The 25427-nt window shown below is 64.1% G+C and carries 29 protein-coding genes; 11 read left to right on the forward strand and 18 right to left on the reverse strand.

Going from position 1 to position 25427, the window contains the following annotated elements; translation table 11 throughout:
- Positions 1–40 precede the first annotated feature (40 nt).
- The 6 genes from ABMA59_RS06390 (at position 41) to moaB (ending at position 3777) form a co-directional block, all read left to right on the forward strand.
- Positions 41–265 carry a putative signal transducing protein gene (locus tag ABMA59_RS06390; RefSeq protein ID WP_349004472.1) on the forward strand — a complete coding sequence of 75 codons (225 nt, stop codon included), beginning with the start codon at positions 41–43 and terminating at the stop codon, positions 263–265.
- Positions 266–324: 59 nt separating this feature from the next.
- On the forward strand, positions 325–1107 hold the full coding sequence (locus tag ABMA59_RS06395; RefSeq protein ID WP_349004473.1) for a tRNA1(Val) (adenine(37)-N6)-methyltransferase: 783 nt from the start codon (positions 325–327) through the stop codon (positions 1105–1107).
- Positions 1108–1194: 87 nt separating this feature from the next.
- A complete protein-coding gene (locus ABMA59_RS06400; protein ID WP_425475874.1) occupies positions 1195–2052 on the forward strand; it encodes a S49 family peptidase in 858 nt (285 codons plus the stop codon).
- An 82-nt stretch (positions 2053–2134) separates the two neighbouring features.
- Positions 2135–2320, forward strand: coding sequence for a hypothetical protein (locus tag ABMA59_RS06405; RefSeq protein ID WP_349004475.1), 186 nt, complete (start codon positions 2135–2137; stop codon positions 2318–2320).
- 9 nt (positions 2321–2329) lie between these two features.
- On the forward strand, positions 2330–3229 hold the full coding sequence (locus tag ABMA59_RS06410; RefSeq protein ID WP_349004476.1) for a 4-(cytidine 5'-diphospho)-2-C-methyl-D-erythritol kinase: 900 nt from the start codon (positions 2330–2332) through the stop codon (positions 3227–3229).
- 2 nt (positions 3230–3231) lie between these two features.
- Complete coding sequence (moaB, locus tag ABMA59_RS06415; protein ID WP_349004477.1) at positions 3232–3777, forward strand: molybdenum cofactor biosynthesis protein B; 546 nt, start codon at positions 3232–3234, stop codon at positions 3775–3777.
- A gap of 28 nt (positions 3778–3805) precedes the next feature.
- Here the strand turns inward: moaB and ABMA59_RS06420 are convergent, their stop codons facing one another.
- Positions 3806–4318: a glycosyltransferase gene (locus tag ABMA59_RS06420; RefSeq protein WP_349004478.1), complete on the reverse strand. Its 513-nt coding sequence runs from the start codon at positions 4316–4318 to the stop codon at positions 3806–3808.
- A 249-nt stretch (positions 4319–4567) separates the two neighbouring features.
- On the opposite strand from ABMA59_RS06420, the gene ABMA59_RS06425 reads away from it, so the two are divergent.
- Both ABMA59_RS06425 and ABMA59_RS06430 read left to right on the forward strand, forming a co-directional pair.
- Positions 4568–5722: a PA0069 family radical SAM protein gene (locus tag ABMA59_RS06425; RefSeq protein ID WP_349004651.1), complete on the forward strand. Its 1155-nt coding sequence runs from the start codon at positions 4568–4570 to the stop codon at positions 5720–5722.
- 315 nt (positions 5723–6037) lie between these two features.
- Positions 6038–6718, forward strand: a complete 681-nt coding sequence (locus tag ABMA59_RS06430; protein WP_349004479.1) for a ribonuclease HII — start codon at positions 6038–6040, stop codon at positions 6716–6718.
- 388 nt (positions 6719–7106) lie between these two features.
- On the opposite strand, the gene ABMA59_RS06435 is transcribed toward ABMA59_RS06430, so the two are convergent.
- The 9 genes from ABMA59_RS06435 to ABMA59_RS06475 form a co-directional block, all read right to left on the reverse strand.
- Positions 7107–7586: a F0F1 ATP synthase subunit B gene (locus ABMA59_RS06435; protein ID WP_349004480.1), complete on the reverse strand. Its 480-nt coding sequence runs from the start codon at positions 7584–7586 to the stop codon at positions 7107–7109.
- Positions 7587–7597: 11 nt separating this feature from the next.
- Complete coding sequence (locus ABMA59_RS06440) at positions 7598–8218, reverse strand: F0F1 ATP synthase subunit B (RefSeq protein WP_349004481.1); 621 nt, start codon at positions 8216–8218, stop codon at positions 7598–7600.
- A 60-nt stretch (positions 8219–8278) separates the two neighbouring features.
- A complete protein-coding gene (locus tag ABMA59_RS06445; protein WP_091918644.1) occupies positions 8279–8503 on the reverse strand; it encodes a F0F1 ATP synthase subunit C in 225 nt (74 codons plus the stop codon).
- Positions 8504–8575: 72 nt separating this feature from the next.
- On the reverse strand, positions 8576–9325 hold the full coding sequence (locus ABMA59_RS06450; protein WP_349004482.1) for a F0F1 ATP synthase subunit A: 750 nt from the start codon (positions 9323–9325) through the stop codon (positions 8576–8578).
- Positions 9326–9364: 39 nt separating this feature from the next.
- A complete protein-coding gene (locus ABMA59_RS06455; protein WP_349004483.1) occupies positions 9365–9757 on the reverse strand; it encodes an AtpZ/AtpI family protein in 393 nt (130 codons plus the stop codon).
- 249 nt (positions 9758–10006) lie between these two features.
- Positions 10007–11164 carry a cell wall hydrolase gene (locus ABMA59_RS06460; RefSeq protein ID WP_349004652.1) on the reverse strand — a complete coding sequence of 386 codons (1158 nt, stop codon included), beginning with the start codon at positions 11162–11164 and terminating at the stop codon, positions 10007–10009.
- 208 nt (positions 11165–11372) lie between these two features.
- The gene (locus tag ABMA59_RS06465; protein ID WP_349004484.1) at positions 11373–11747 is read right to left on the reverse strand and encodes a hypothetical protein; all 375 of its coding nucleotides are present in this window, start codon (positions 11745–11747) and stop codon (positions 11373–11375) included.
- 186 nt (positions 11748–11933) lie between these two features.
- Complete coding sequence (der, locus tag ABMA59_RS06470) at positions 11934–13370, reverse strand: ribosome biogenesis GTPase Der (protein WP_349004485.1); 1437 nt, start codon at positions 13368–13370, stop codon at positions 11934–11936.
- 6 nt (positions 13371–13376) lie between these two features.
- Entirely contained in the window at positions 13377–14042 is a 666-nt protein-coding gene (locus tag ABMA59_RS06475) for a tetratricopeptide repeat protein (protein ID WP_349004487.1), read from the reverse strand.
- 199 nt (positions 14043–14241) lie between these two features.
- On the opposite strand from ABMA59_RS06475, the gene ABMA59_RS06480 reads away from it, so the two are divergent.
- Positions 14242–15252, forward strand: a complete 1011-nt coding sequence (locus ABMA59_RS06480) for a polysaccharide deacetylase family protein (protein WP_349004488.1) — start codon at positions 14242–14244, stop codon at positions 15250–15252.
- 11 nt (positions 15253–15263) lie between these two features.
- Here ABMA59_RS06480 and sbmA read toward each other — a convergent pair whose 3' ends face one another.
- The 3 genes from sbmA to ABMA59_RS06495 all read right to left on the reverse strand — a co-directional run bounded on the left by sbmA (position 15264) and on the right by ABMA59_RS06495 (position 18116).
- Positions 15264–16526, reverse strand: a complete 1263-nt coding sequence (sbmA, locus tag ABMA59_RS06485) for a peptide antibiotic transporter SbmA (RefSeq protein ID WP_349004489.1) — start codon at positions 16524–16526, stop codon at positions 15264–15266.
- 118 nt (positions 16527–16644) lie between these two features.
- Positions 16645–17811, reverse strand: a complete 1167-nt coding sequence (locus ABMA59_RS06490) for a YbfB/YjiJ family MFS transporter (protein WP_349004490.1) — start codon at positions 17809–17811, stop codon at positions 16645–16647.
- 131 nt (positions 17812–17942) lie between these two features.
- Entirely contained in the window at positions 17943–18116 is a 174-nt protein-coding gene (locus ABMA59_RS06495) for a hypothetical protein (RefSeq protein WP_349004491.1), read from the reverse strand.
- A gap of 101 nt (positions 18117–18217) precedes the next feature.
- On the opposite strand from ABMA59_RS06495, the gene ABMA59_RS06500 reads away from it, so the two are divergent.
- Positions 18218–19129: a LysR substrate-binding domain-containing protein gene (locus tag ABMA59_RS06500; RefSeq protein ID WP_349004492.1), complete on the forward strand. Its 912-nt coding sequence runs from the start codon at positions 18218–18220 to the stop codon at positions 19127–19129.
- 291 nt (positions 19130–19420) lie between these two features.
- A complete protein-coding gene (locus ABMA59_RS06505; protein ID WP_349004493.1) occupies positions 19421–20677 on the forward strand; it encodes an aminopeptidase in 1257 nt (418 codons plus the stop codon).
- 140 nt (positions 20678–20817) lie between these two features.
- On the opposite strand, the gene ABMA59_RS06510 is transcribed toward ABMA59_RS06505, so the two are convergent.
- The 5 genes from ABMA59_RS06510 to ABMA59_RS06530 form a co-directional block, all read right to left on the reverse strand.
- On the reverse strand, positions 20818–21417 hold the full coding sequence (locus ABMA59_RS06510; RefSeq protein ID WP_349004494.1) for a VOC family protein: 600 nt from the start codon (positions 21415–21417) through the stop codon (positions 20818–20820).
- A gap of 71 nt (positions 21418–21488) precedes the next feature.
- Positions 21489–22322: an ATP-binding cassette domain-containing protein gene (locus tag ABMA59_RS06515; RefSeq protein WP_349004495.1), complete on the reverse strand. Its 834-nt coding sequence runs from the start codon at positions 22320–22322 to the stop codon at positions 21489–21491.
- A 140-nt stretch (positions 22323–22462) separates the two neighbouring features.
- On the reverse strand, positions 22463–23341 hold the full coding sequence (locus ABMA59_RS06520; protein WP_349004496.1) for an ABC transporter ATP-binding protein: 879 nt from the start codon (positions 23339–23341) through the stop codon (positions 22463–22465).
- Positions 23342–23552: 211 nt separating this feature from the next.
- On the reverse strand, positions 23553–24398 hold the full coding sequence (locus ABMA59_RS06525) for an ABC transporter permease (protein WP_349004497.1): 846 nt from the start codon (positions 24396–24398) through the stop codon (positions 23553–23555).
- Positions 24391–25398 carry an ABC transporter permease gene (locus ABMA59_RS06530; RefSeq protein WP_349004498.1) on the reverse strand — a complete coding sequence of 336 codons (1008 nt, stop codon included), beginning with the start codon at positions 25396–25398 and terminating at the stop codon, positions 24391–24393. Before ABMA59_RS06530 ends, ABMA59_RS06525 begins: the two co-directional genes overlap by 8 nt.
- Positions 25399–25427 lie beyond the last annotated feature (29 nt).

The following is a 25427-nucleotide window of genomic DNA, read 5'->3' on the forward strand; positions in this document are numbered from 1 at the left end:
TACGATTTACAGGGCGGGCGTTACCTGCGACCTTCCGGCCATGATCGAACTCATTCGCACCAACGACGCCGTGGTCCTGTCCTTCGCGCAATCGCTGTTGCGCGACGCGGGCATAGAATGCCTGGTCGCCGACCAGAACATGAGCGTGCTCGACGGCTCCATCGGCATCCTGCCTCGCCGCATCCTGGTTTCCGATGATGATGCCGCGCAGGCGCGGCGCATCTTCGCCGACGCCGGCATCGGCAACGAGATGCGTGAGCGGTGAAGCCGGCCGGCGCGGAGCATAAACCGAACGCTAAAACTCCCGGTGACGCTAACGACACCGTGCCTTCATTCACTGATCCGGACACGACCATCGACGCCTTCCATCGCGGCCGGTTTTTCCTCGTGCAGCAGAAAAGGGGCGCACATCGGGCTGGCATGGACGCGCTGGTGCTGGCAGCCGCCGTGCCAAGGGATTTTTCCGGGCTGGCGGTCGATTTCGGCGCCGGGGCCGGGGCGGTCGGTTTTGCGGTAGCGGCGCGATGCCGGAAAGCGTCCGTCCTGTTGGTCGAACGCTCGACGGAGATGGCCGACTGTGCGGAGCGCTCTATCGCCCATCCGGGCAACTCCGCGCTGGCTTCGCGGATTTCGCTCCTGGTCGCCGATGTCGCACTGACCGGTAAGGCGCGTGCCGCTTCCGGGCTGGCCGACCGTTCCGCCGATTTCGTGCTGATGAACCCGCCCTTCAACGATGGCCGCGACCGCGCCACGCCGGACACGCTGCGCCGCGAGGCACATGTCGCCGACGAGAATGTCTTCGAGGACTGGCTGCGCAGCGCCGCCGCCGTGCTCAAGCCGCGTGGCAGGCTGGCGCTGATCGCCCGGCCCGCCTCGCTCGGGCCAATCCTGTCGGCATTAGCGGGCCGGTTCGGCGGTGCCGAGGTCATGCCAATCCACGCAACCGCCGATCGGCCGGCGATCCGCCTAGTGGTGCGGGCCGTGCGCGGCGCACGCGGCGTGCCGTCGCTGATGCCGGCATTGATCCTGCACGAACAGGCCGACAAACGTTTCACGCCGCGCGCCGAGGCGATAAATGCCGGCGAAGCCTCGCTTTTCATGGATTGATGCCGGTTATGCTTGCGTGGCGCGCGCCAATCCCTACATGCATTTGACGACAAACGTATCCGGAGCCCCTTCACCGTGACGTCATTGATGCGCCGCCTGCTGCCGAAATCGATGCGGTCGGACGGCGTCACCATTCCGGTGGTGCGGCTGAGCGGCACGATCATGGCCGGCGGCGGCCAGTTCCGCCCGACGCTTTCGCTGGCTTCCACCGCCGGAGTCCTGGAAAAGGCATTCTCGGTCAAGGACGCGCCGGCCGTCGCCATCTCGATCAATTCGCCGGGCGGTTCGCCGGTGCAGTCGCGGCTGATCTACCAGCGCATCCGCGACCTGGCGACCGAGAAGAACAAGAAGGTACTGGTGTTCGTCGAGGATGTCGCAGCGTCCGGCGGCTACATGATCGCGGTCGCCGGCGACGAGATTATCGCCGACCCGTCCTCCATCGTCGGCTCGATCGGCGTGGTTTCGGCTTCGTTCGGCTTTCCGGAACTGATGCAGAAGATCGGCGTCGAGCGCCGCGTCTACACGGCCGGCCGCAACAAGGCAGTGCTCGATCCCTTCCAGCCGGAGAAGGAAGAGGATGTCGAACGCCTGAAGGCCTTGCAGATCGAAATCCACGAGACCTTCATCGACCTCGTCAAGGATCGGCGCGGCGACAGGCTTTCGGAGGATCCGGACCTGTTCACCGGACTTTTCTGGACCGGCAAGAAAGGCCTCTCGCTCGGTCTGGTCGACGCGATCGGCGACATGCGCGGCACGCTGAAGGCGCGTTTCGGCGACAGGACGCAGATGAAGCTGATCACCCAGCCGCGCGGGCTTTTTGGCCGTCGGATCGGACTGTTCGGGTCGAGTGCCGGCGTTCCTGCGGCTGACATGGCCGGCGCAGCGGTCGAGGGGCTTCTCGATGCCGCCGAGCAACGCGCGTTGTGGAGCCGATACGGGCTTTAAATAGCAGGCGGTTTTCCGCTATGATGTCCGGATGCCGACCTGAACGGGCCATCCGGACGTTCGATGAAGGGAGGGAAATGTCATGCCGCAGCTCATCTTCTTCGCCGTCGTCGGCGTGGTCGCCTATTTCGGCTATCGCCATTTCGTGCGGGAGGCCGAGCGCGTGACCGCGAAAATCAGGCGCCACGAGCAGCAGGCGAAGACTCAGGCAAACGGCACGTTGGTGTTCGACCCCAAGACCGGCGAATATCGCCCCGCCAAGGACTGATCCCCCATCGTGCCGGAGACAGTCGCGGCCGTCGCGGAAGCTGCGCGAGCCAAGATCAACCTCGCCCTGCATGTCACCGGCAGACGGAGCGACGGCTATCATCTGATTGAAAGCCTTTCCGTGTTCACGGCATTCGGCGACCAGATCGCCATTGGGCCGGCGCCACGCGACCTGTTCACGGTTTCCGGAGCTTTTGCACAGGAAATCCCGAGCGGCCCAGACAATCTGGCCGTCCGCGCACGCGACGGCTTGCGCAAGGCAGCCGGGGTGGCAGCCGCCGGGCCGGTGCTGATCTTCCTGGAAAAGAACATTCCCACTTCGTCCGGCGTCGGCGGTGGGTCAAGCGACGCGGCGGCGGTGCTGCGGGGACTCGTTCGATACTGGAAAGTCGATATCGAAGCGGACGCGCTCGCGCGCATCGGATTGGCGCTGGGCGCAGACGTACCGATGTGCCTGCATGCGCGGCCGCTGGTCGCGCGCGGCATTGGCGAGATCGTTGAGCCGGTGGAGAAATTTCCGTCGCTGGCGCTGGTGCTGGTCAATCCGCGCGTCGCCATCGGCACGCCGCAGGTTTTCGCCGCGCTGGCAAGGCGGGAGAACCCGCCGCTTCCGCCCCTACCCAAGAATCCGGACACGGCCGCCCTCGCCGGCTGGCTGGCCGCGACCCGCAATGACCTGATGGCGCCGGCCAAAAACCTCGCACCGACGATCGGCGATGCGCTCGAAGCGCTTGACGGTACAGGCGCCGCCTTCGCACGGATGTCAGGGTCCGGCGCAACATGCTTTGGCCTTTTCAAGGACCGCGCTTGCGCTGAACAAGGGGCCCAAGCGATTTCCGCGGCCCATCCCGGCTGGTTCGTCGTCGCGACCGAGACCACAGCCTCGGCTCCGCGGCAGAAGGAGCATTAGGCATGGCGCCAAGCGACCGCCCCTTCATCCCCGTCGGCATCGCAGTGCTCACCGTGTCCGACACGCGCACGCTGGCCGACGACAAATCCGGCCAGACACTCGCCGACCGCATCGCCGAGGCCGGCCATGTGCTGGCAGACCGCGCCATCGTCACGGACGACAAGGACAAAATCCGCGAGAAGGTGCTGGGATGGTCGCGTGATGAAAAGATCGACGTGGTGATCACCACAGGCGGCACTGGCTTTACCGGCCGCGACGTGACGCCGGAAGCGCTGGAGCCGATCTTCGAAAAGCGCATGGACGGCTTTTCCGAAGTTTTCCACCGCATTTCCTACGACAAGATCGGCACGTCGACGATCCAGTCGCGGGCGACCGGCGGCGTCGTCAACGCCACCTTCGTCTTCGTGCTGCCGGGCTCGCCCGGCGCCTGCCGCGACGCCTGGGACGGCATCTTGAAAGCTCAGTTCGACTACCGGCACATGCCCTGCAATTTCGTGGAGATCATGCCGCGGCTGGACGAGCATTTGAAGCGGGGCGGCAAATCCTGACGGCCGGCCCGCAGGCAGAGCACACTTATCAGTTCCGCCGAGGCTCGGCGACCCGGATCTCCGCATCCAGCCGCCGCGACGCCAGCCCGCGCGCGATCGCCTCGGCACTCTGCGCGGACTTCGCAAGCGCCATTGCCTGGCCCTTGCGGATGACGAGGCCCTCCGCCAGCGCCGTTGGAGCCGAGAAAATGCGTGAAAAAAGCGGCTTGCGGTCGGCACGGCTGCGCGAGAAGCGGGCCGGCATCGACACTTTGGCAATGTGGCCGATGACCGCCTCGGTCCAGCCGTCGACCAGGCGCGCGCCCGGCTCGAGCATCAACAGCCATTCCCCCTTGGCCTGACGGATGCCCGCTGCGATGCCGCCGTCGGCGACATAGTGGCAGCCGGCATGGTCGGCGACCCGGTGCGTCTGGTCGGTCGAGCCGCGGTCGCAGACGATCACGTCGCGCACCACACCCTCCACCGCCGCGCCGACCAGCGACGCCAGCGTGCGCGCCAAGGCCTCCTCGTCGTTCCTGGTCTCGATGAGCACGGTGAGCATTGCTTAGCCGAATAGCGGGTCGCGAAGCGAAATGCCAGCATGGCGCGCAACCGGCCGTTTCCCAGGCTCAGCCGGCTCTCGGCATCGCACCCCTATTGGCAGGACGTGGCGGGAGTGAAATGCGCAGCACGCCGCCGAGCGAGGCGAGAAGCAGAAAAGTTCTTGATTTGTTCCAAATGAGCAAATAGGAATAGTTTCATGAACGCCCCGATTCGACATAGCTCCGAAACCCCTTGGGAACGCGCCAGGATGGAACAGATCGTGCGCGCCGACATTGCCGCCTTTGGGAGCGGAAGGTCGGAAATGGCCAATGCGATGATCGAGGAAAGCGGCGTGCGGATCGACGGGGAACGGCGGCGCGGCCGCGGCGCCGGGGTCAATCCGTCCGGCCGGTTCGAGCCGGTAAGCCGTCATGTCTTCGACGACGGCTGGGAATCGCTGGAGGAATTGCCGCCGTTCAAGACCGAGGTGCAGGTGGAACGGCCGCGCACCATCATCACCCGCAACACCTCGCCCGACATCTCCTTCGACCGGTCGATCAACCCCTATCGCGGCTGCGAGCATGGCTGCGTCTACTGCTTCGCACGGCCGACGCACAGTTTCATGGGCTTGTCGCCGGGCCTGGATTTCGAATCGAAGCTGTTCGCCAAGCCGGATGCGGCGCGGCTGCTGGAAAAGGAGCTTTCGAAGGAAGGCTACCAACCGCGCACCATCGCAATCGGCACCAACACCGATCCGTACCAGCCGATCGAGAAGAAATACCGCATCATGCGGGAGGTGCTCGAAGTGCTGGAGGCATTCGGCCACCCCGTTGGCATCGTGACCAAATCTGCGCTGGTGACGCGGGACATCGACATTCTTGCGCGCATGGCGGAGAGAGGGCTCGCCAAGGTGGCGCTGTCAGTGACCAGCCTCGACCGCATGCTGGCGCGCACCATGGAGCCGCGCGCCTCGACGCCGACCAAACGACTGGAGGCCCTGCGGATGCTGAACGACGCGGGCATCCCGGTCTCGGTGATGGTGGCGCCGATCGTTCCCGGTCTCAACGACCATGAGATCGAGCGCATCCTCGATTCCGCGGCGAGTGTCGGAGCGCGCGAGGCGGGCTATGTCATCCTGCGGCTGCCGCTGGAAGTCAGTCCGATCTTCAAGGACTGGCTGCTGCGCCATTATCCCGACCGCTACCGCCACGTGATGTCGCTGATCCGCTCGATGCGCGACGGCAAGGATTATGATTCGGAATGGGGAAAACGCATGAAAGGCTCGGGTCCCTACGCCTGGCAGATCGGCCGGCGCTTCGAGATCGCCGCCAAGAAACTCGGTCTCAACCAGGAACGGACGCGGCTGCGGACGGATCTGTTCAAGGGGACGGAGAAACGGACGGAGCAATTGATGTTGTTGTGAGGCAGTCGGCAATGGGCAGTCGGCAGTAGGGCAGTAGGGCAGTAGGGCAGTAGAAAGAGAGCGCGACCATTCGAGACGATCAACAGATGGGCAGCGACCTTCGCTCGACACAAATCTTAAAATGAATGCACGGAACGGCCATTCCTACTGCCCTACTGCCCTACTGCCCTACTGCCCTACTGCCCTACTGCCCTACTGCCCTACTGCCTCTTCCAGTCCCCGGGCCGCCCCTGCCCGGAGGCGCCTTCCCCGCCCCCGCCCCGAGGCCGGGAAGGCCTTGCGGAGAATCGGAACGGATGCGAGTCTTGCCGCACAATGGCTCGTCCGTCTTCCGATTCTCCGCCCCTCTTCGACCTGGCGTTCAAGCCGGATTTTTCGTTCGAGCGAAAGGCGATGAAGCGTGGGCTGTGGCCGCTTGCCGGGCTTGACGAGGCGGGCCGCGGGCCGCTGGCGGGGCCGGTCGTAGCGGCCGCCGTGATCCTCGATCCCAAGCGCATTCCGGAAGGTCTGGATGATTCAAAACGGCTTACGGCGCAAGCGCGTGAAGACCTGTTCGCGATCATTCTCGGCACGGCCGTCGGCGTCGCGGTCGCCTCGGTCAGCGCCACCGGCATCGACCGCATCAACATATTGCGCGCCAGCCTCGAGGCGATGCGACGCGCCGTGTGCGGGCTGCATGTCAAACCGCTGCACGCACTGGTCGACGGCCGTGACGTGCCGCCCGGCCTAGCTTGCGGTGCCGAGGCGCTGGTCAAGGGCGACCAGCGCTCGCAGTCCATCGCCGCGGCATCGATCGTGGCAAAGGTCATGCGCGACCGGATGATGGAGAATTGCGGCCGGGTTCATGCCCACTACGGCTTCGAAAGCCATATGGGCTACGCCACCCAGCGCCACCGCACCGCCATCGGCACGCATGGCGCCCTGCCCCGCATACACCGCACAACCTTCGCACCGTTCCGGGTGGAGGAGACTGTCGCGGTGCTGATCGAGGCGTAGACGGCAGCCTATTTGTCCGAGTTGGCCTGCTCTCGCCAAGCTGGAACACCCTCATCCGACCTCGCTTCGCTCGGCCACCGCCCTGGCCCGAGCCACGGGTCTCGGCCCGTCCTTGGGACCCACCAGGGGAGAAGGTGGAGCGCGGCGCTTCCGGTTCCGCAAATCATCAACGTTGGAGACTTGCGGAAGCGCCGGTGCGAGACTCCGCCTTCTCCCCTTGTGGGAGAAGGCGTCGAGGCGAAGCCGAGACGGATGAGGGGTGTTCCAGCTTGGCGAGATGACAGAAAGAAACCGGCGTCTGGGAGAAACGGAGGCGGCTTGCTACCGCATCATAACAAAAAGCCGCCGGAGTGCGGCGGCTTTTTGGAAACTCGGACAACGAAGCCCGTCAGTTCAACCGGCTCTTCAGCGCGTCCAGCGACGACTTGAACAACTCGCCGCCGACCTTGGCGTCGACCTTCGCGGCAAGCACGGCGCGCGAGGCCTCGACCGCGATGTCGACGGCCTTGGAACGGACCTCGTTCACCGCTTCGCGCTCGGCCTGGCCGATCTTCTGCTCGGCGAGCGCGGTCCGGCGCGCGACATAATCTTCGGTCTTCTGCTTGGCGTCCGCCACCAGCAGCTCAGCCTCACGCTTCGCATGCTCGACGATGTCGGCCGCGTCCTTCTCAGCTTCCTTGCGCTTGCGCTGGTATTCGGCGAGCAGTTGCTGCGCTTCCTCACGCAGGCGGCGCGCCTCTTCCAGCTCGGCCTTAATCTTCTCGGCGCGAGAATCCAGCGACTTGCCGATAGTGCCAGGCACCTTCATGTAGAAGACGATGGCGAGGAAGATGACGAGGGCGATGAAAGCCCAGAATGTGGCATCCATGATCGTCTCCCTCAGCTCGCCGCCTTGACGGCCGCCGCGACATCCGCCTTGTCGGCGCTGCCGACCAGCGAACGCACGATCTCGGCGGCGGTGTCTTCGGCGATGGTGCCAACCTCGTTCATAGCCTTGGCCTTGATCGAAGCGATATTGGCCTCCGCCGCCGCAAGCTTGGCTTCCAACTCGGCCTCGACGCGCTTCTGTTCCGCATCTGCGTCGACGCGGGCGCCGTCGCGGGCCTTCTGGCCGATCGCATTGGCGTTGGTCTTGGCCTGCGCCAGTTCCTGCTCGTAGGCAGCAACTGCCGCGTCGGCCTCGCCCTTCATGCGAGCCGCCTGTTCGAGGTCCTGGGCGATGCGATCGCTGCGGACTTCGAGGATGCCGCCAATGCGGGGCAGAACGACCTTCTTCAGGAACAGATAGAACAGCCCGAAAGTAATCGCCAGCCAGAGGATCTGGGAGGGGAAATGCGTCGGATCGAACGGCGGGAATGCTCCGCCGCCATGCTCGGCGCCTGCCTCCGTGTGGCCTTCAAGGCCCGGATGGGCCTCGCCCTCCGGATGCGCTTCGCCTTCCGGGTGTGCGCTATTGGCCGCCGGGGCGGCTTCCTGAGCGTAGCCAGGTGTCACAAACATCATCGTCCCCTGTCAGGAACCGGCCGCGGCATGCGGCCGGCAACATTTACCCGATGGATATCAGGTGAACAGCAGGAGGAGGGCGACGAGCAGCGAGAAGATGCCCAGCGCTTCCGTAACGGCGAAGCCGAAGATCAGGCGGCCGAACTGGCCGTCGGCAGCCGACGGATTGCGCAGCGCGCCCGCCAGATAGTTGCCGAAGATGGTGCCGAGGCCGATACCGGCGCCGCCCATGCCGAGGCAGGCAATGCCTGCGCCGATCGCCTTTGCTGCATCTACTTCCATGTCAAGCTCCTTATTGGATCGAAATCCGGTTGAAATTCATGCGGGTGACGGCAGCGGTCCGCGGATCAGTTCTCAGTGTCCGGGGTGCAGCGCGTCGTTCAGATACATGCAGGTGAGCACCGCGAAGACGTATGCCTGCAGGAACGCCACCAGGAACTCCAGCGCCGTGATGGCGACGGTCATTGCCAGCGGCAGGATCGCGCCGGCAACACCAACGGCGCCCAGCGCGCTCAGCGAGGTGACGAAACCCGCGAACACCTTCAGCGTGATGTGGCCGGCGAGCATGTTGGCGAAAAGACGGACGGAGAGGCTGATGGGCCGCGACAGGAAGGAGATCACCTCGATCAGCACGACCAAGGGTACCAGGATGCCCGGCACGCCCTGCGGCACGAAGAGCTTCAAGAAACCGAAGCCGTGCTTCATGAAGCCGTAGACGACCACCGTGCCGATGACCAGCAGCGCCAGCGCGAAGGTGACGATTATGTGGCTGGTGACGGTGAAGAAATACGGGAACAAGCCGAGCAGGTTCGCGACCAGCACGAACATGAACAGCGAGAACACCATCGGGAAAAACTTCATGCCGTGCGAGCCGGCGGCGTCGCGCAGCATGTTGGCGACGAATTCGTAGGACATTTCCGAGAGCGACTGCAGGCGGCTCGGGATCAGGCCGCGGCTGGACGTGGTGGCATAGAGGAACGCGCCGGTGGCGGCGACGGTGGCAACCATGAACAGCGACGAGTTGGTAAAGGAGAAATCCATGCCGCCGATCTCGATCGGAATCAGCTTCGCGATCTGGAACTGGTGGATCGGATCGTTGGCCATTCGGCCCCCCTCGTTCGCGGCGCGGTGCGCCAGCCTATTTCAATTCCTGTCGCCGTCCTCGGGGCGCTTAGGCACCCTGATGCCGGCATCGGCAACCATTCCGGCGGAGCGCATCACATTGAGGACGCCAGCTCCAAACCCGAGCAGCAGCAAGACGATCAGCCCCCAGGGCGACGTTCCCGCCAACTTGTCGACCAGCCAGCCAAGACCGGCTCCGACCGCCACTCCGGCGATGAATTCGCTCGACAGTTTCAGCGCCTGGCCATAGCCGGTCACGCTCGACTGCCTGGCTTTGCCTTCCCCGCCGCCCTCGCCGTGACCTTTCGCCGCCAGCGACGCCTCGAGTTTCCGCCTCCGGCGCTCCAGATCCTGATCCGCAGCGCTTTGCCGATCGCCGTTTCCGGGTCCGGTTTTTCCGGCTTCGCCTGGCATTTTTCCGCCAGCCACCGCAACCCCCACGCCCGGACGGGACCGTTCGTCCGTCCGCTTCAAAGTCGCCGGCAACATAGTTAGAGGGCCTGCCCCCGTCAAGCCACGTAGGGGCTTCGACAAAGATGTATTTTTTTCTTAAAAATCATAGGCTTAATAAGGTGCGACATCCTGACCCGCGTTTGCCGGAGCCGACTCGGGCGTCATGCCTGCGAAGCGGGGCGGCGCTTTGCCCGCCAACGGGCCTTCCGCTCAGCTCCAGCCGCCGCCATAGGTGCGGTAGAAGATGTGCAAACCGATCTGCGTCATCCGCTTCATGGCGCGCGCCCAGCCAGGGCTGACATATTGCGCGTAATAGTGGGTCGACGAACCGACCTCGGGGATGAAAATCTTGCCGGCGGTGACCGCCATGGCGATGTCCTGCGCGCGTTTGTAGTGGCCTGGGCTCAGCACGCGGTCGGGGATGCCGTCGCAGGCAAAGGAGAACTGGCAGCGGTTTTTCCAATCGTCGTTCTGGTAGACGACCCCGCAGATGGTTTTTGGATAGGTCGGATTGCGGACGCGGTTCAGCACAACTTGCGCCACGGCGGCCTGGCCGCGCGACGATTCGCCCCGCGCTTCGAAATAGATGGCGTTGGCGAGACATTTCTGTTCCGGCTCCGAGAAGACGGACGCCGGCAGCGGCTGGCTCATCCAGGCATGATCCCCTTCGGCGACCGGCGGCACGAAGCGGCCCTTGTCGAGTTCGTCCTGCAGCAGCGCCTCGAAGGGCGAGGCGCTTGCATAGTCGGGCTTCGGAGGCGCGTAGGCCGTGGCCAGGACATCGGCCTTCTCGTTGGTGACGAGGGCGGCGAGATAGGCAGGAACGGTCGGATCCGGCTTCTTGTCCTCCTTCACATAGAAGGCGGTGGCGATCTCTATCTCCTTGCCTTTGATGTCCGGCCGGGCGAAAGCCAACTTCAGTTCCGGGCCGATCGCCGGCCGCAGAAGCATCGATGTGCGCTCTAGGATCGATCCGGCGTTGAAGAATTTCGGCGGCGCCACCGGCGTGACGTTGACGAGGCGGCCCTTCTTGTCGCCGCGGCTGACGCGTTGCTCGTCCGGCGTTGCCACGTCGACCCCGCGCTTGCCGCGGAAGGCAACCGCGCCGATGCCCGGTGCCGAGACGCCTGCCCCGGAGATCGAGCCGGTGCTCATTCCTTCGTCGACGAAGGGCATCTCGGCCGCATGCACCGAGCCCGCGACCGATTTCTCGACATAGGCGTTCCAGCGCGCCGCCGGCGCCTCGATGCCGGAGACCATGCTCGCCATGTCCTGATAGGCGGCGACCGTCGGGAAGCCGACCCAGATGCCGAGGCCGACCAGCACGGAAGGCAGCAGGGCGGCCTTGGGCCTCAGGGTGACAATCACTAACCGCCACGCGAAGTGCAGGAGCAGCGCAATCAGGTTGCGGCTGACGATCGCGCAGACGAACCCGATGCGAGAGACGCGGCGGAGCAAGGCTGGGAGCGAGATTTGGGAAAGGCGGGCAACGGAAAACCGTCGCGACACAAGACGTCGAAACAAGGCTGACTCTCCAGGACGCAACAGCAACCCACTGGAGAGCGAGAGTGAAGCATTAACCTTGATGGAGGGTTAACGGGAGGGGTATGGTCAATCTGTCGGCCGCCCTCGCTCCACTTGAACTGAAACGAGATTTCATGAGCAGCGGCTGGGCATCTGGTCTAATAATCTCCAGTTCTGCGAATTCACCGGCCTTATTTTCGTAGACCAGTATGTCGATTAGAGCACCATCATCATCAAGACAGGGAATCGATGCAAGAACTGTTGATTGAGTTCCCGAAGTTGATACATTACGAATTGTATGAGCACTGTCAACAATAAATTCTCTTACACGCATTACTCTGAAGCTTTCCCGGCTCCATTTGTTAGTAATTCTTAGAATGATTTCGATTTCCCCCTCCAGAATCGGTCGCTCATGGCCGGACCACATTTTTGATACTCCGCTTGCTATTTTGTAAATATTGTATCGTTATTTTGTAAATATTGCACCAACATTGACTTTATCGGATGTATTCCCAAACGGTACAAAGACAGCGGGCGCTTGAAGCGTCCACTGGAAATTGCAGGGCGGCGACTGGCCGCTCAGACCTTCAACGATCTAGCTGAGGATCGGCGTCTAGCCGCGCTTCTTTGCCTTGCCCGCATAGGGATTGTCGGCCGCCCGCAACGCGATGCGGATGGGCACGCCTGGCATGTCGAAGGACTCGCGCAGGCCGTTCGAGAGATAGCGGATGTAGGACTGCGGCACGGCGTCCGGGCGCGAGCAGGAGACGACGAAGCCCGGCGGACGTGTCTTCGCCTGGGTGATGTATTTCAGCTTGAGCCGGCGTCCGGCGACGGCGGGCGGCGGGTGATGCGCCAAAATGCCTTCCAGCCAGCGGTTAAGCCGGCCGGTCGAGACGCGGCGGTTCCAGACGCGATGGGTCTCGACCACCTCTTCCATGAGCTTGTCGAGGCCGCGGCCAGTCTCCGCCGAGATCGGCACGGCTCGGAGGCCGCGCACCTGTGGCAGCAGCCGCTCGGTCTTTTCGCGCAGTTCGGCAAGGGCGGCTTGCGGGGTGTCGATCAGGTCCCATTTGTTGAAGGCGATGACCAGCGCCCTGCCCTCGCGGATGATCAGGTCGGCGATCTGCAGGTCCTGCTTCTCGAAGGGGATCGTCGCGTCGAAGACGACAATCACGACCTCGGCAAATTTCAGCGCGCGCAGGCCGTCGGAAACCGAAAGCTTTTCCAGCTTCTCTTGGACCTTCGCCTTGCGACGCATGCCGGCGGTGTCGAACAGCTTTACCAGCCGGCCGCGCCAGTCCCAGTCGACGGAAATCGAATCGCGGGTGATCCCGGCCTCCGGCCCGGTCAACAGCCGCTCCTCGCCGATCAGCGCGTTGATCAGCGTCGATTTTCCCGCGTTCGGGCGGCCGACCACCGCGATCCGGAGCGGCTTGGTCTCGTCATAGGCGGGCTCGTTCTCGGCATCCGCCTCGGAAATGTCCTCGCCGACCAGCACGTCGCTGTCGGCGAGAATTTCTTCCTCGTCATGGTCCTTCGGGAAGCAGCGCTCCTCACCCAAAGCCTCGACGATGGCGTCGCGGAGATCGGGCATGCCTTGGCCGTGTTCGGCCGAAATGGCGATCGGCTCGCCGAGCCCCGCCTCCCAGGCCTCCAGCAGGCCGCTCTCTGAGGCGCGAGATTCCGACTTGTTGGCGGCCAGCACCACGGGCTTGCCGGCACGGCGCACAATGTCGGCAAAAGCCTTGTCGTCCGGCAGCAGGCCGGCCCGCGCATCGATCATGAAGACGACCAGATCCGCTTCGCGGATGGCGATCTCGGTCTGCTGGCGCATGCGGCCCTGCAGGGTTTCCGGCGCGGCGGTTTCGAAACCGGCCGTATCGATGACCTCGAAACTCAGGTCATAGAGTTTCGCCGGATGGACGCGGCGGTCGCGGGTGACACCCGGCGTGTCGTCGACCAGCGCCAGTTTCTTGCCGGCAAGGCGGTTGAACAGCGTCGACTTGCCGACATTCGGCCGGCCGATAATGGCAACCTTGAAACTCATCGCAACTCAGGAGGCCGCGCCGGAGCCGCGGATCAGTTCCGCCATCAGCGAGGCGCGATCGCGGGCGTTGCGCGGCGCCGTCTCGTCGGCGGAAATCTGGTCAAAGAAGGCGAGCGCGTCCTTCGCCTTGCCTTCCTTCCACGCCGAAAGGCCGAGTGCCTCCCGGGCGGAATGGCGCAACGGGTTGGTTTCGTCGGCCAGCACTTCGACACGCGACGAGACATCCTGGTAGCTGCCGTTGTCGACGAGGACATAACCGGCGCGCAGACGCGCCATGTCGCGGATTGCCTGCGGGATCGAACTGTCGGCTGAGACCGCGTCGAACTCTTTCACCGCGCCGGCGAAGTCGCCCTTGTCGGCGAGCACGGTCGCCGCGCGCATACGGGCAAGCAGCGGATAGGCGCCGTAGCCGTCGGCCTCCAACACATCAAGGGCGGCCAGAGCCTCGTCCTGCTTGCCGCCGTTTGCCAGGACCAGCGCCTGCGAAAAGGCATCGCCCGAGGCATTGGCCTTGGTCTGCTGCCAGTAGCTATATCCGACCCAGGCCGCGGTGCCGAGCACGACCGCCAGCGCGACGGCCAACCCGATCGGCCCGTAGCGGTCCCACAAGGCGCGCGCCTGCGCCTGGCGGTATTCCTGATTCACTTCGCGGATAAAGCTGTCGTCCGACATTACCTGAAAGCCGTTTTCGCCCCACGGGGCCGTTCAGCCGCCTTGTAGCGGAAATTCGCCGGCATGGAAGGGGCGCCGCCGAGAATCGGCATTTGGCGGACGTCCGTAGCCGGCGCAATGACGCCTTCGTGTTCCAATCCGCGCCACAATCATGTCATAGCGCTGCCTTGAACTGCCCTTCCGCAGCCAAAGAGTGTCCATGTCCGCGTTGATGCGTCACGCCCTTTCCGCGCTCGCCTGCCTGACGTTCCTGCCCGTCGCCAGTGAGGCACAGGCGGAGAAAATCCCGGCGAAGCCGCATCAGGTGGTCATCATCTCCTTCGACAATTCCAATCCCGTGGAATTGTGGCAGAGGAGCCGGACGCTGGCAGCCACGACCGGCGCGCGTTTCACCTATTTCCTCTCCTGCGTGTTCCTGCTGTCGCCGGAGACGCGCGGCATTTATCAGGCGCCCGGAGAGAAGGCCGGACGCTCGAATGTCGGCTTTGCGCCGTCCAAAGATGACGTGAAGGCGCGGCTCCAGCAGATCTGGCTGGCACGCTCGGAAGGCCATGAGATCGCCAGCCATGCCTGCGGCCATTTCGACGGCGGCAAATGGAGCGAGGCCGACTGGCGCCGTGAGCTTCTGTCGGCCTCGACCATCCTGCGCGACGCCTGGCGCATCAACGGTCTGGACGGCGAGCCGCGCGGCTGGCGGCATTTTGCCGAGCACGAGATTTCGGGTTTTCGCGCCCCTTATCTGTCCGCCGGCAGGCATCTCGATGGCGCGCTTGCGCAGGCGGGCTACCGCTACGATGCCAGCAGCGTGTCGCGCGGGCCGGCGGAGCCCGCCGAAGGCCATGGCCTGATGCGATTTGCGCTGCCGCAGATCCCGGAAGGGCCGGCCGGCCGCAAGGTGATTGCCATGGACTACAATCTGTTCGTCCGCCATTCCGGCGGTTTCGAGCGGACCGACAGGGACGGCGCGTTCGAAGAGCGCGCGCTTTCGGCCTTTCACGCAGCGTTTGACAGTCAATATTCCGGCGGCCGGACACCGCTGCAGTTCGGCTTCCATTTCACGCTGATGAATGACGGCGCGTATTGGCGTGCGCTGGAGCGTTTCGCCCGCGACGTCTGCGTGCGCGCCGACGTCGACTGCATCAGCTACGCCGATTTCGTCGCGCGGCGGGAGACGAAGGATCCGACCATCGTAAGCGATGTCGGCGGGTGAGACGCCAGCGCTCAGGCGTGGTCCGATGCAAGATCCTGGCCTTTGATGTATCGCTGGTCGATGTCCGGCAAAGGCTGCCCATCCAGTGTTGCCTCGAAGGCGCGAAGGCGCTTGTAGATCGACAAAAGTTCGACAATCGTTGGCCATGACGTGACCAGATATTGGAATGAAGAACTGACCTGGCTGAAGGCTGTGGCGATCTGCTGCCAGATGCCGAGTGTTATCTTTCCTGCCGCGATGGTCGGGATCAGGATAAGGCTGGCGAAGATAGCGTCCGCCTGGCCGAAACCCGAGCGGAACACGTTGAAATAGGCATAGTGAAAATACAGCCTGAAGTAGTTCTTGCGTACATTTGCGAAGAGCTCGGCCATCGTTGGGGGCTGGGCACGGTCTTCGTGATCCTCTCCGTAGACCAGTTCCTTTCGGTAGGCTGCCTCGACGCGCTGGTTCCTGAATTCTAGCCCCGGCAGTTTGATGCCGACAACGGCCAACAGCACTGTGCCGAAGAGCGACCAGACAACCGCGGCGACCACGAGCGAATAGGGAACCTGCCCGAAAAACGGCAATTCGGTGATGTAGGTCGACAACTGCGCTAGCAGCGGCAAGAACGCGATCAAGGTCAGGATGGAATCGGCGAACGCCACGCCCAAACCCTCCATGGTCGTCGAGAAGCGCATCGTGTCTTCCTGAACGCGCTGCGAGGCGCCTTCGATATGACGAAGCCGCGACCAGTTCGCCATGTAGTAGTCGTTCATCGCGGTTCGCCAACGGAAAATGTAGTGGCTCACATAGAAGCGCGTCAGAACGAACAGCATGATGTTCGCCATCCCGATCCAAGCATAAATCCAGAAGAGACTATACAACTCATCAGCGGACACTGAGACGGGTGGCGTCAGCGCTTTCTGAAAAAGGTCGAAGAACGGCCTGCGCCAGTTGTTCAGCGCGACATAGAGTTCAACCGAGATATAAGTCGAGAAAAGGATCATTGCCGACCCGAGGATGGACCAATTCTGCCACGGGTGCGGCGAGTAGAGCCGCCAGAACTGATAGAAGGCAGCTAAAAATGCCGCGAAATAGATGTAAAACCAGATGAAGGGGCCCGACCAGAATACCGGCACGCCCAGGATTGGCGGCGCGCCGGCGGGCGCCGGAGGAAGGCCGAAAGTGGCGCCGAGCTGCGCGCCGCCAAAGAACCAAAACAGAATCCCAACCAGGCTCCAGACAGCGGCGGAAATGAAAAACAGCTTCGGCTTCGGGAAGAAAGATACGAACACTTCGGAGATTTCCTTGCCGGAGGCGCGGTGCGCGGGTTGGATCGGACCGGCATGAAGTCACACTTCATCGGGAAAAGAAATGTGAGCTGCCTGCCGCGGCGCGGCAAAGACCTGCCAATCATGGCGATTTTGGTGGCTTGCAGGAAAATAGCGCCGTCGCCCCCGCCAGGATCAGCACCAGGGACGCGCCGACGGATGCCAACACGAAGTCGCCGGTCCATTCCGCCACGAAACCCGCCGCGATCGGCCCGAGAATCTGGCCGGTGCCGAAAGCCGCGGTCATCAGTGCCATGACCAGGCGCGGCGAGCGCGGCGCAAGCTGGCGACCGGCCTGGAGACCGAGCGCCGTGAGACCGATAAAAGTCCCACCGAGCAGCACACCACCCAGCAGTGGGCCGAACTCTCCGCCGAGCGACACGCTCGCCGCCACGCCGACCGCCTCGACGACGCAACCTGCGCCGAAGGCCCCGACGACACCGACGCGGCGCGCCACCGCGTTCCATAGGAAGACCGACGGGACTGCCGCCAGCCCGGTCGCCAGCCACACCATTGTCTCGAACAGCCGGCCAGATCCGCCGGCGCGGACGATGGCGATCAGGAATGTCGCGGTGATGATGTAGCCGAAGCCGAAGAGCCCGTAGGCGAGGATCATCAGGACGAGCGGTCTTTCACGCGGCAGGGGCGGCTCCGCGGATGTTGCGCTCGTCAGGATCGGGCCGCGATCAATCAGCCGCGCGGCCACAAGGAAGCCCAGGGCCGAAAGGATTGCAGCGCCGATCCAGCCGGCGCGCCAGCCGGAATCCATCCAGATCAGAATGGCCATCATCGCCGACGATGCGGCGATGCCCATGCCGACGCCGGCGAAATGCACCGCCTGGAGATCGCCGCGACCCGCGGCTGACAATTGGCTGAAAACGATGCTCGACACAAAAACCAGGACAAATGCGCTTGCGACGCCGCCGAGGAACCGGATCGCGAGGAAAAGCGGAAAGCTGTCCGTTGCGGCCATTAGCGCGCAGAGCGCCGCGCTGGCTGAAAGCCAGCACAAAGCGAGCAGCCGCTCGCGGCCCTGCGCCCAGGCTCCGGCCGTGGCGACGGCGCCCATGAGATAACCGAGATAGTTGGCGGAGGCGACCAGCCCGGCATCGGCTGCCGACAGGCCCAGCTGCTCCATCATGCCCGGCAGGATCGGCGTGTAGACGAAGCGGCCGATGCCCATGGCGACCGCCAGGGCAGCCATGCCGCCCAGGGCGTAACGGAGCGGCGAGACGGCAGAGGCGAGCATCCCCGCAGCTTAGATTTGTTGCGCCGCAACACAATCCGCTTCGATTGGTCCAGCCATCGACTTCCACTGCGTTCGAATGGTTCTTGATCGCAGACCGATCAATGCAGGTGGGCCAATCCCTTGTTCGGCTCCTACGGCAACCGATAACGGCGGTTGAACGGAAGGTCCGCCAGTTCGCGCGGCGACATTGCCGCGAGCGCCGGATGCGACAGCGGATCACGCCACCAGGTCTGGCTTTCCGAAGGGGTGTCGGCCGGCTCGAAAAGCATCCGCCCGAGCGCTCCTATGATTGAGAGAAACTTCATCTCTGTTCACCTTGCCATGTTTCTGATATGATAATTTTGGGTGGAATGAAGCAGGGTGCAATCAAGAAAGACCTGTCCTCGAAATTAGAAAATCTAAAGTCATGAGACTCAACTCGGTGCATCTGAACGGCTTGCGCGCGGTCGAGGCGGTGGCGCGCTTGGGTTCCTTGCAGAAAGCGGCGGAGGAGTTAGGCGTATCGCCGAGCGCCGTCAGCCAGCAGGTCGGGCGGACGGAGGCGCAGATCGGGCAAATGGTCTTCGACCGGACGTCGTCCGGGCTACAGGCGACGAGTTTCGGACGGGATTTCACGGCGCGGCTGTCGAGCGGCTTTCGCGAATTGGAGGGCGCGGTCGCCATGGCCGAGCGCGCGAAGGTATGCGTGCTCGCTGTCTCGGTCGCGCCGGCGTTTGCTTCGAAATGGCTTTTGCCGAGGCTTTCCAAACACTTCACGCTCTATCCCGAGGTCTTCCTGCGCATCGACGCTTCGACGAAACTGGTCGATCTCGACCATTCCGACATCGACATCGCGATCCGGATGGGTGACGGGAAATGGCCGAAGGTGCGCGCCGAACTGCTGATCGCGCAGGAGATCTTTCCGGTCTGTTCGCCGGCGGTGGCGGAGACGCTGAAGACGCCCGCCGACTTGGCGAAGACCTGGGAGATCATCGACGAAAGCTCGATGTTTTCGTGGAATCAATGGTTTAGCGCTGCAGGCATCGAACCGGTCCGGCTCCAGCAGGGTGCGCGTTTCACCGATCCGATGCTTTGCCTCGATTCGGCAATCGCCGGACATGGTGTGACGCTGGCCTGGCAATTGCTTGCCGCCGACGCGATGGCCGACGGCAGGCTGGTCGCGCCGTTCGGGGTCAGGGCGACCAGTGGGCTCGGTTATTGGATGGTGACGTCGACGGCGGACCGCGAGCCGAAAAAAGTCAATCAATTCAAGGCCTGGATACGCGGCGAAATCGAGCAGACCATCGGCCAGTTCGGGCCGCTGGTCTGCGCGCAGTGACGGCGAGACACGCGGGGGTGAAGGCTTGGCAAGTCCGGAAAATGAAACGATTTCAATGCCTGCCTGAAAATCGCCGCTCCGATGCTGCGATCCACCTGACGCGATGGGCTTTTTGGGGAAGATTCTCTGACGCGCGGGCCCGGCCGTACCGACGGGAGGCCACAAAACCGGGACGCGACCTTATGCCTGCTTCCCGCTCCATACGACGCCACACCATCGCCGCTTTGCGGTGGCGGGATCGCTACGAGCGGCCTATCTATGGCCCAGTCACATTTGAAGAAGGTATCCTCCATGACCTCGCATCCCGGCACACTCTCGGCCTCGATCGACGCGACGAAACTCGACCGGCTGGCGGAGGTGGCGGTGAAGGTGGGCCTGCGGCTTCAGCCCGGCCAGGACCTGGTGTTGACGGCGCCGGTCGCGGCCCTGCCGCTGGTGCGCAGGATCGTGGCGCATGCGTACAAGGCCGGCGCGGGGCTGGTCACGCCGATCTTTTCCGACGAGGAGATCACGCTTGCCCGCTACCGCAACGGCCCGGACGAAAGTTTCGACCGCGCACCGAACTGGCTCTACGAAGGCATCGCAAAAGCCTTCGACAACAATGCGGCGCGGCTGGCGATCGTCGGCGACAATCCGATGCTGCTGTCGGGCGAGGACCCGGCCAAGGTGGCGCGCGCCAACAAGGCGAACTCGATCGCCTACCAGCCGGCGCTGGAAAAGATCGCCGGCTTCGACATCAACTGGAACATCGTATCCTATCCGACCGCATCCTGGGCAAAACTGATGTTTGCCGGCGACAGCGAGGACATCGCGGTGGCGAAACTGGCGGATGCGATCTTTTCGGCCTCGCGCGTCGATGTCGAAGACCCGGTGACCGCTTGGAACGACCACAACGCCGCGCTCGCCAAGCAGAGCCAATGGCTGAACGGCGAACGCTTCAGCGCCCTGCACTATACCGGGCCGGGCACGGACCTGACGGTCGGGCTGGCGGACGGCCACGAATGGCATGGCGGCGCCTCGACCGCCAAGAACGGCATCACCTGCAACCCGAACATCCCGACCGAAGAAGTGTTCACCACGCCGCATGCCCATCGCGTCGAAGGTTTTGTGCGCAGCACGAAGCCGCTGTCCCACCAGGGCACGCTGATCGACAACATCCAGGTTCGGTTCGAGAAGGGAAAAATCGTCGAGGCCAAGGCGACGCGCGGCGAAGAAGTGCTGAACAAGGTGCTGGACACCGACGAAGGCGCGCGCAGGCTGGGCGAAGTGGCGCTGGTGCCGCATTCCTCGCCGATCTCGAAGAGCGGGCTCTTGTTCTACAACACGCTGTTCGACGAGAACGCCGCCTGCCACATCGCGCTCGGCCAGTGCTATTCGAAATGTTTTTTGGGCGGCGATACGATCACGCAGGAACAGATCGCGGCGCAGGGCGGCAACAAGAGTTTCATCCATATCGACTGGATGATCGGCTCCGACCAGATCGATATGGACGGCATCCGCGCCGACGGGTCGAAAGTGCCGGTGATGCGCAAGGGCGAGTGGGCGTAATGGGCTCTCGGAAAAGCTGCTCGTGTTTGCATGGCCAAGGCAAGTTCTCTTCTTGCCTTGGCGAAGCTTGAACGCCGGCTCTGTTGCGTGGTCGCTGTCCGCTTAAAATTACCGCGCCCAACGAACGAGCATGCGCAACCCTACTTCCCCGGCTCCTTCGGGTTCCACAGCACCGTCTCGGCATCCTTCTCGTAGGCCATGCCGTTGGGATAGCTGATCGCCTCGAACTGCAGACCCCAGGGCGCCTGGAAATAGAGGATCGTCTGGCCGGCCGCCGGACCTTCGTTGACCGGCAGCGGCCCCATGCGGGTGGCGACGCCCTTGCCCTCCAGATAGGTTTTGGCGGCGGCCACGTCGTCGACATAGAAGGCAATGTGGAAGCCGCCTATGTCGCTGTTCTTCGCCTGAAGGTCCTTCTGGTCGGGCGCGGTGTATTTGAACAGTTCGACATTGGAGCCGAAGCCGCAGCGCACCAGCGTGATCTCCTCGATGACCGCCTTCGGATCAACGCCGAGCAGGTCCGTCATGAAGGTGCCCTTGTCGTCGGCGAAGGGGCCGAACGACATCGCCTTCTGGCAGCCGATCACGTTGGTGAAGAAATCGACCGCCTGCGCCATGTCGGGCACGGTCACGCCGGTGTGGTCGTGGCCGCGCATGCCGGGGATGGAATCGGCCAATGCCGCGCCGCTGCCGGCGGCAAGCGCAAGTGTGAAAACCGCGCCGCGAAGAAAATCCTGCATGTCACGTCTCCCATTGGCGGGCGGTTTCCTTGCCGCGCCGGGCGCCCGCTGGCCCGCCGCTTCGAAAAACCTCAGACGGCCTCCTTGCCTTTCCGCTCGCCCAGCCAGCCGGGATCGACCTCCGGCAGCGGGATCGCGGCGATGAGTTCGCGCGTATAGGCATCCTGTGGCGCGGCGAATATATTGTCCGTTGGCCCGGCCTCGACGATCTGGCCGTGGCGCATGACGATCACCTCCCTGCACAGACGCCGGATCACCGACAGATCGTGGCTGATGAAGGCGACGGTGAGCCCCATCTCGGAGGCGAGTTTTTCGAGCAGGGTCAGGATCTGCGCCTGGGTCGATACGTCGAGCCCGGAGACGATCTCGTCGGCCAGCACGAATTTGGGCGATAGCGCCAGAGCGCGCGCGATGCCGACCCTTTGCCGCTGGCCGCCGGACAGTTCGTGGCGGTAGCGTGTTGCAAAATCTTCGGGCAGGCCGACGCGGCGCAGCGCCTCGGCCACCCGCCCGGCGAGATCGTCGGCCATGCCGTTCTGCTTCAACGGTGCGGCGATGATCGCGCCGATGGTACGGCGCGGGTTGAGCGACGACATCGGATCCTGAAAAATCATCTGCAGGTCGCGGCGTAGCGGACGCAGTTGCGCCTCCGGCAAATGCGTGATGTCGCGGCCGTCGAACGTCACCGTGCCTTGGCTCGGCTCCAGCAGGCGCACCAGCGCGCGGCCGAGCGTCGATTTTCCGGAGCCGGACTCGCCGACGATGCCGGTCACCTGATGGCGCGGCAGGTCGAAATCGAGCCCTTTCAAAATCTCGATCTTCGGCGCGCTGCCGAAGGCCGTCTTGCGCGTCATGTCGGGCAGCGCGACTTTCAGGCCACGCACGGAAAACAGCGCGTCAGTCATGGCGCTGCCTCCGGGGACGCGTATCCGCAGGGAACCGGCGCGGGTGCCGGGGGCAGTTTACTTTTTTCGGCCCGCGCGAGTTCTGAAGCACTGCGGCCCTTCTGCCGAAAGAAAGTAAACTGTCCCCTGGTTTCAGCGCGTCAGCCATGCGGCGCCCTCCATTCGCGGTCGTCGGCCGCGATCTCCGCGGCGAGGCCGGCCAAAACCGATTCGTCGACCGGCTTCAGTGACGCATAGGGATCGGTGTATTTGGGCGTCGCCGCCATCAGCGCCCGAGTGTAGGGATGTTTCGGATTGGCAAACAGGGCGGGAGTATCGGCCTCCTCGACCACCTTGCCGGCATAGAGCACCGTCACCTTCTGGCTGATCTTGGCTACCACGCCGAGATCGTGGGTTACAAACAGGATCGCCGTGCCGTGCTCCCGCTGCATCACCGCGATGAGGCGCAGGATCTGCTTCTGAACGGTCACGTCCAGCGCCGTGGTCGGCTCGTCGGCGACGATCAGCCGGGGTTCGGCGGCGAATGCGGCGGCGATCAGCACGCGCTGGCGCATGCCGCCCGACAGTTCGTGCGGATAGCTGCGCAGCACCCGCTCGGGGTCGCGGATCTGCACCTCGTCGAGCAGTTGGCGGATGCGGGCGTCGGCGCGCGCGCCGTCCCAGCCGAGGATTTTGGTCAACCGGTCGGTCGTCTGCGGGCCGATGCGGCGCGACGGGTTGAGCGCCGTCAGCGGGTCCTGCGGGATCAACGCGGTTTTCGCCCCGATCAGCGCGCGGCGTGCCTTGAGAGTGAGGCCGCCGAGGTCGGTGCCCTCCAGCCCGATCCGGCCTTCGGCGATCTTGACGCTGGGCGGCAGCACGCCGAGCACCGCCTTGCCGATCATGCTCTTTCCCGCGCCGCTCTCGCCGACCAGCGCCCGCACCTCGCCGGGCTCGACCGCGAGTGAGACGGAGCGCAGCACGCGAATTCCGTTGGCGAGGGTGGCGCTGAGGTTTGAGATTTCGAGAGCGGGGGTCATGGAACAACTGCTCCGGCGATACCACCACCCCTGACCCCTCCCCACAAGGGGGAGGGGGATTTTGCGGCCGCAATGCAGCACAAAACCGCCAATGAGTTTTGTTCGGCGCAGGTGCGAGCCGGTCCCCCTCCCTCTTGTGGGGAGGGGTTGGGGGTGGGGGTACGAACGTCACCAAAAGCGCCGGCACCGAGGATGTGGATCGACCCGTTTCTCATCGCAGCACCGGATCGAACCGCGCCTTCAGCCCCTCGCCGAACTGGCTGAAGGACAGCACGGTGAGGAACAGCGTGACCAACGGGAACACCAGCACCCACCACGCCTGGTGGATCGACAGGCGGCCCTCGGCGATGATGCCGCCCCAAGTCGGATCGTCGGTGGAGATCGACAGGTTGACGAAGGACAGGATCGCCTCGACGATCACCGCGATGCCCATCTCCAGCGACAGCAGCGCCACGATCGCCGGCAGCACGTTGGGCAGCACCTCCTTCAGCATGATGTCGAAGCGGCCAAAACCGGCGATGCGCGCGCTTTCGACATAATCCATGCGCGCCTGCCCCATCGCCTCGGCGCGCACGACGCGGCAGAAGCGCGTCCAGTCGATCACCGCGATGGCGATGATGACGGAACTGAGCCCCGTGCCCAGCACCGCCACGAGAAGGATGGCGAACAGCACAGGCGGAAACGCCATCCAGATGTCGACGATGCGCGACACGACGCGGTCGGTCCAGCCGCCGAAATAGCCGGCAGCGAGCCCCAGCGCCGAACCGACGATGCAGGCTGCGGCCGCCGCCGCGAAGGCAACGAGGAAGGCGACCCGCCCGCCATAGATGATGCGCGAAAGGAGGTCGCGGCCGAGGCTGTCGGTGCCGAGCCAGAAACCCGGCTCCGCGCCCTGCATCCAGAAGGGCGGCAGGCGCTCATACATCAGGTCCTGCGCCAGCGGGTCCTGCGGCGCCAGGAGCGGCGCGAAGATGGCCGCAAGCAGTGCGACCAGCAGCCAGCCGCCGGCCAGCCAGAGGCGAGCATTCGAGGTCTTTGCCGCGCGCGCGTCAGCCATGGCGCAGCCTCGGATTGAGCACGGCGTAGAGCATGTCGACGGCGAGGTTGATGAGCACGAACAGCAGCGCGAAGACCAGTACGATGCCCTGGATCAGCGGCAGATCGCGGTTGATGACGGCGTCGATCGCCATGTTGCCGAGGCCCTCGTAGGAGAACAGGCGCTCGACGATGACGGTGCCGCCGATCAGGAAGGTGAACTGCACGCCGACCAGCGTCAGCGTCGGCAGGGCCGCGTTCTTCAACGCCTCGCGCAAGATCACCTGCGTCTCCGAAAAACCCTTGACCCGCGCCAGCACGACATAGTCGAGCGACAGCAACTCCTTGAGCGACTGTTTCAGCAATTGGGCGATGATCGCCGCCAGCGGCAAGGCGAGCGCCAGCGCCGGCATGAACATATGGCCGAGCAGGTCCTTCGTCAGGTCGAAGCGCAGCCGGAAAATGCTTTCGAACAGGTAGAACTGGGTGACAAAAGGCAATTCAAGCCGCGGCGACACCCGGCCGGAAATCTCGAAAACCGGCCACAAGACGCCGAAGACGAGGATGAAGGCCAGTCCCCACAGGAAGTCTGGGATGGACAGCGCCGCGCCGTTGGCGACGTCGATGCCGGCCTCGACCGCCGTGCCGCGCTCGCGCGCGCCGACGACTGCCAGCACGCCGCCGACAGCGACGGCGATCAGCAGCGCCACGATCGACAGTTCCAGCGTCGCCGGCAGGCGGTTGAGAACCAGCGAGAGCACATTCTGCCGGAGCGAGATCGACGTGCCGAAATCGCCGTGCAGGACGCCCGCAAGCCAGATGAAGAACTGTTCGACGATGCCCTTGTCGAGCCCGTATAGCGCGCGCAGCCGGTCGATGTCTGCTTGGCTGGCGCCCGGTGGCAGCATCATGGCGATCGGGTCGCCCGGCGCGATGCGGATGACGACGAACACCACCACGGCCACGCCGAACAGGGTGATGGCCATGGTGAGAAGGCGGAGAAGGAAGCGTTGGAGGATCATGTCTCGATGTGGAGAGCGATCGCACCCCC

It is taken from the genome of Mesorhizobium yinganensis, assembly GCF_040081985.1.
GTDB classification, from domain to species: Bacteria; Pseudomonadota; Alphaproteobacteria; order Rhizobiales; family Rhizobiaceae; genus Kumtagia; species Kumtagia yinganensis.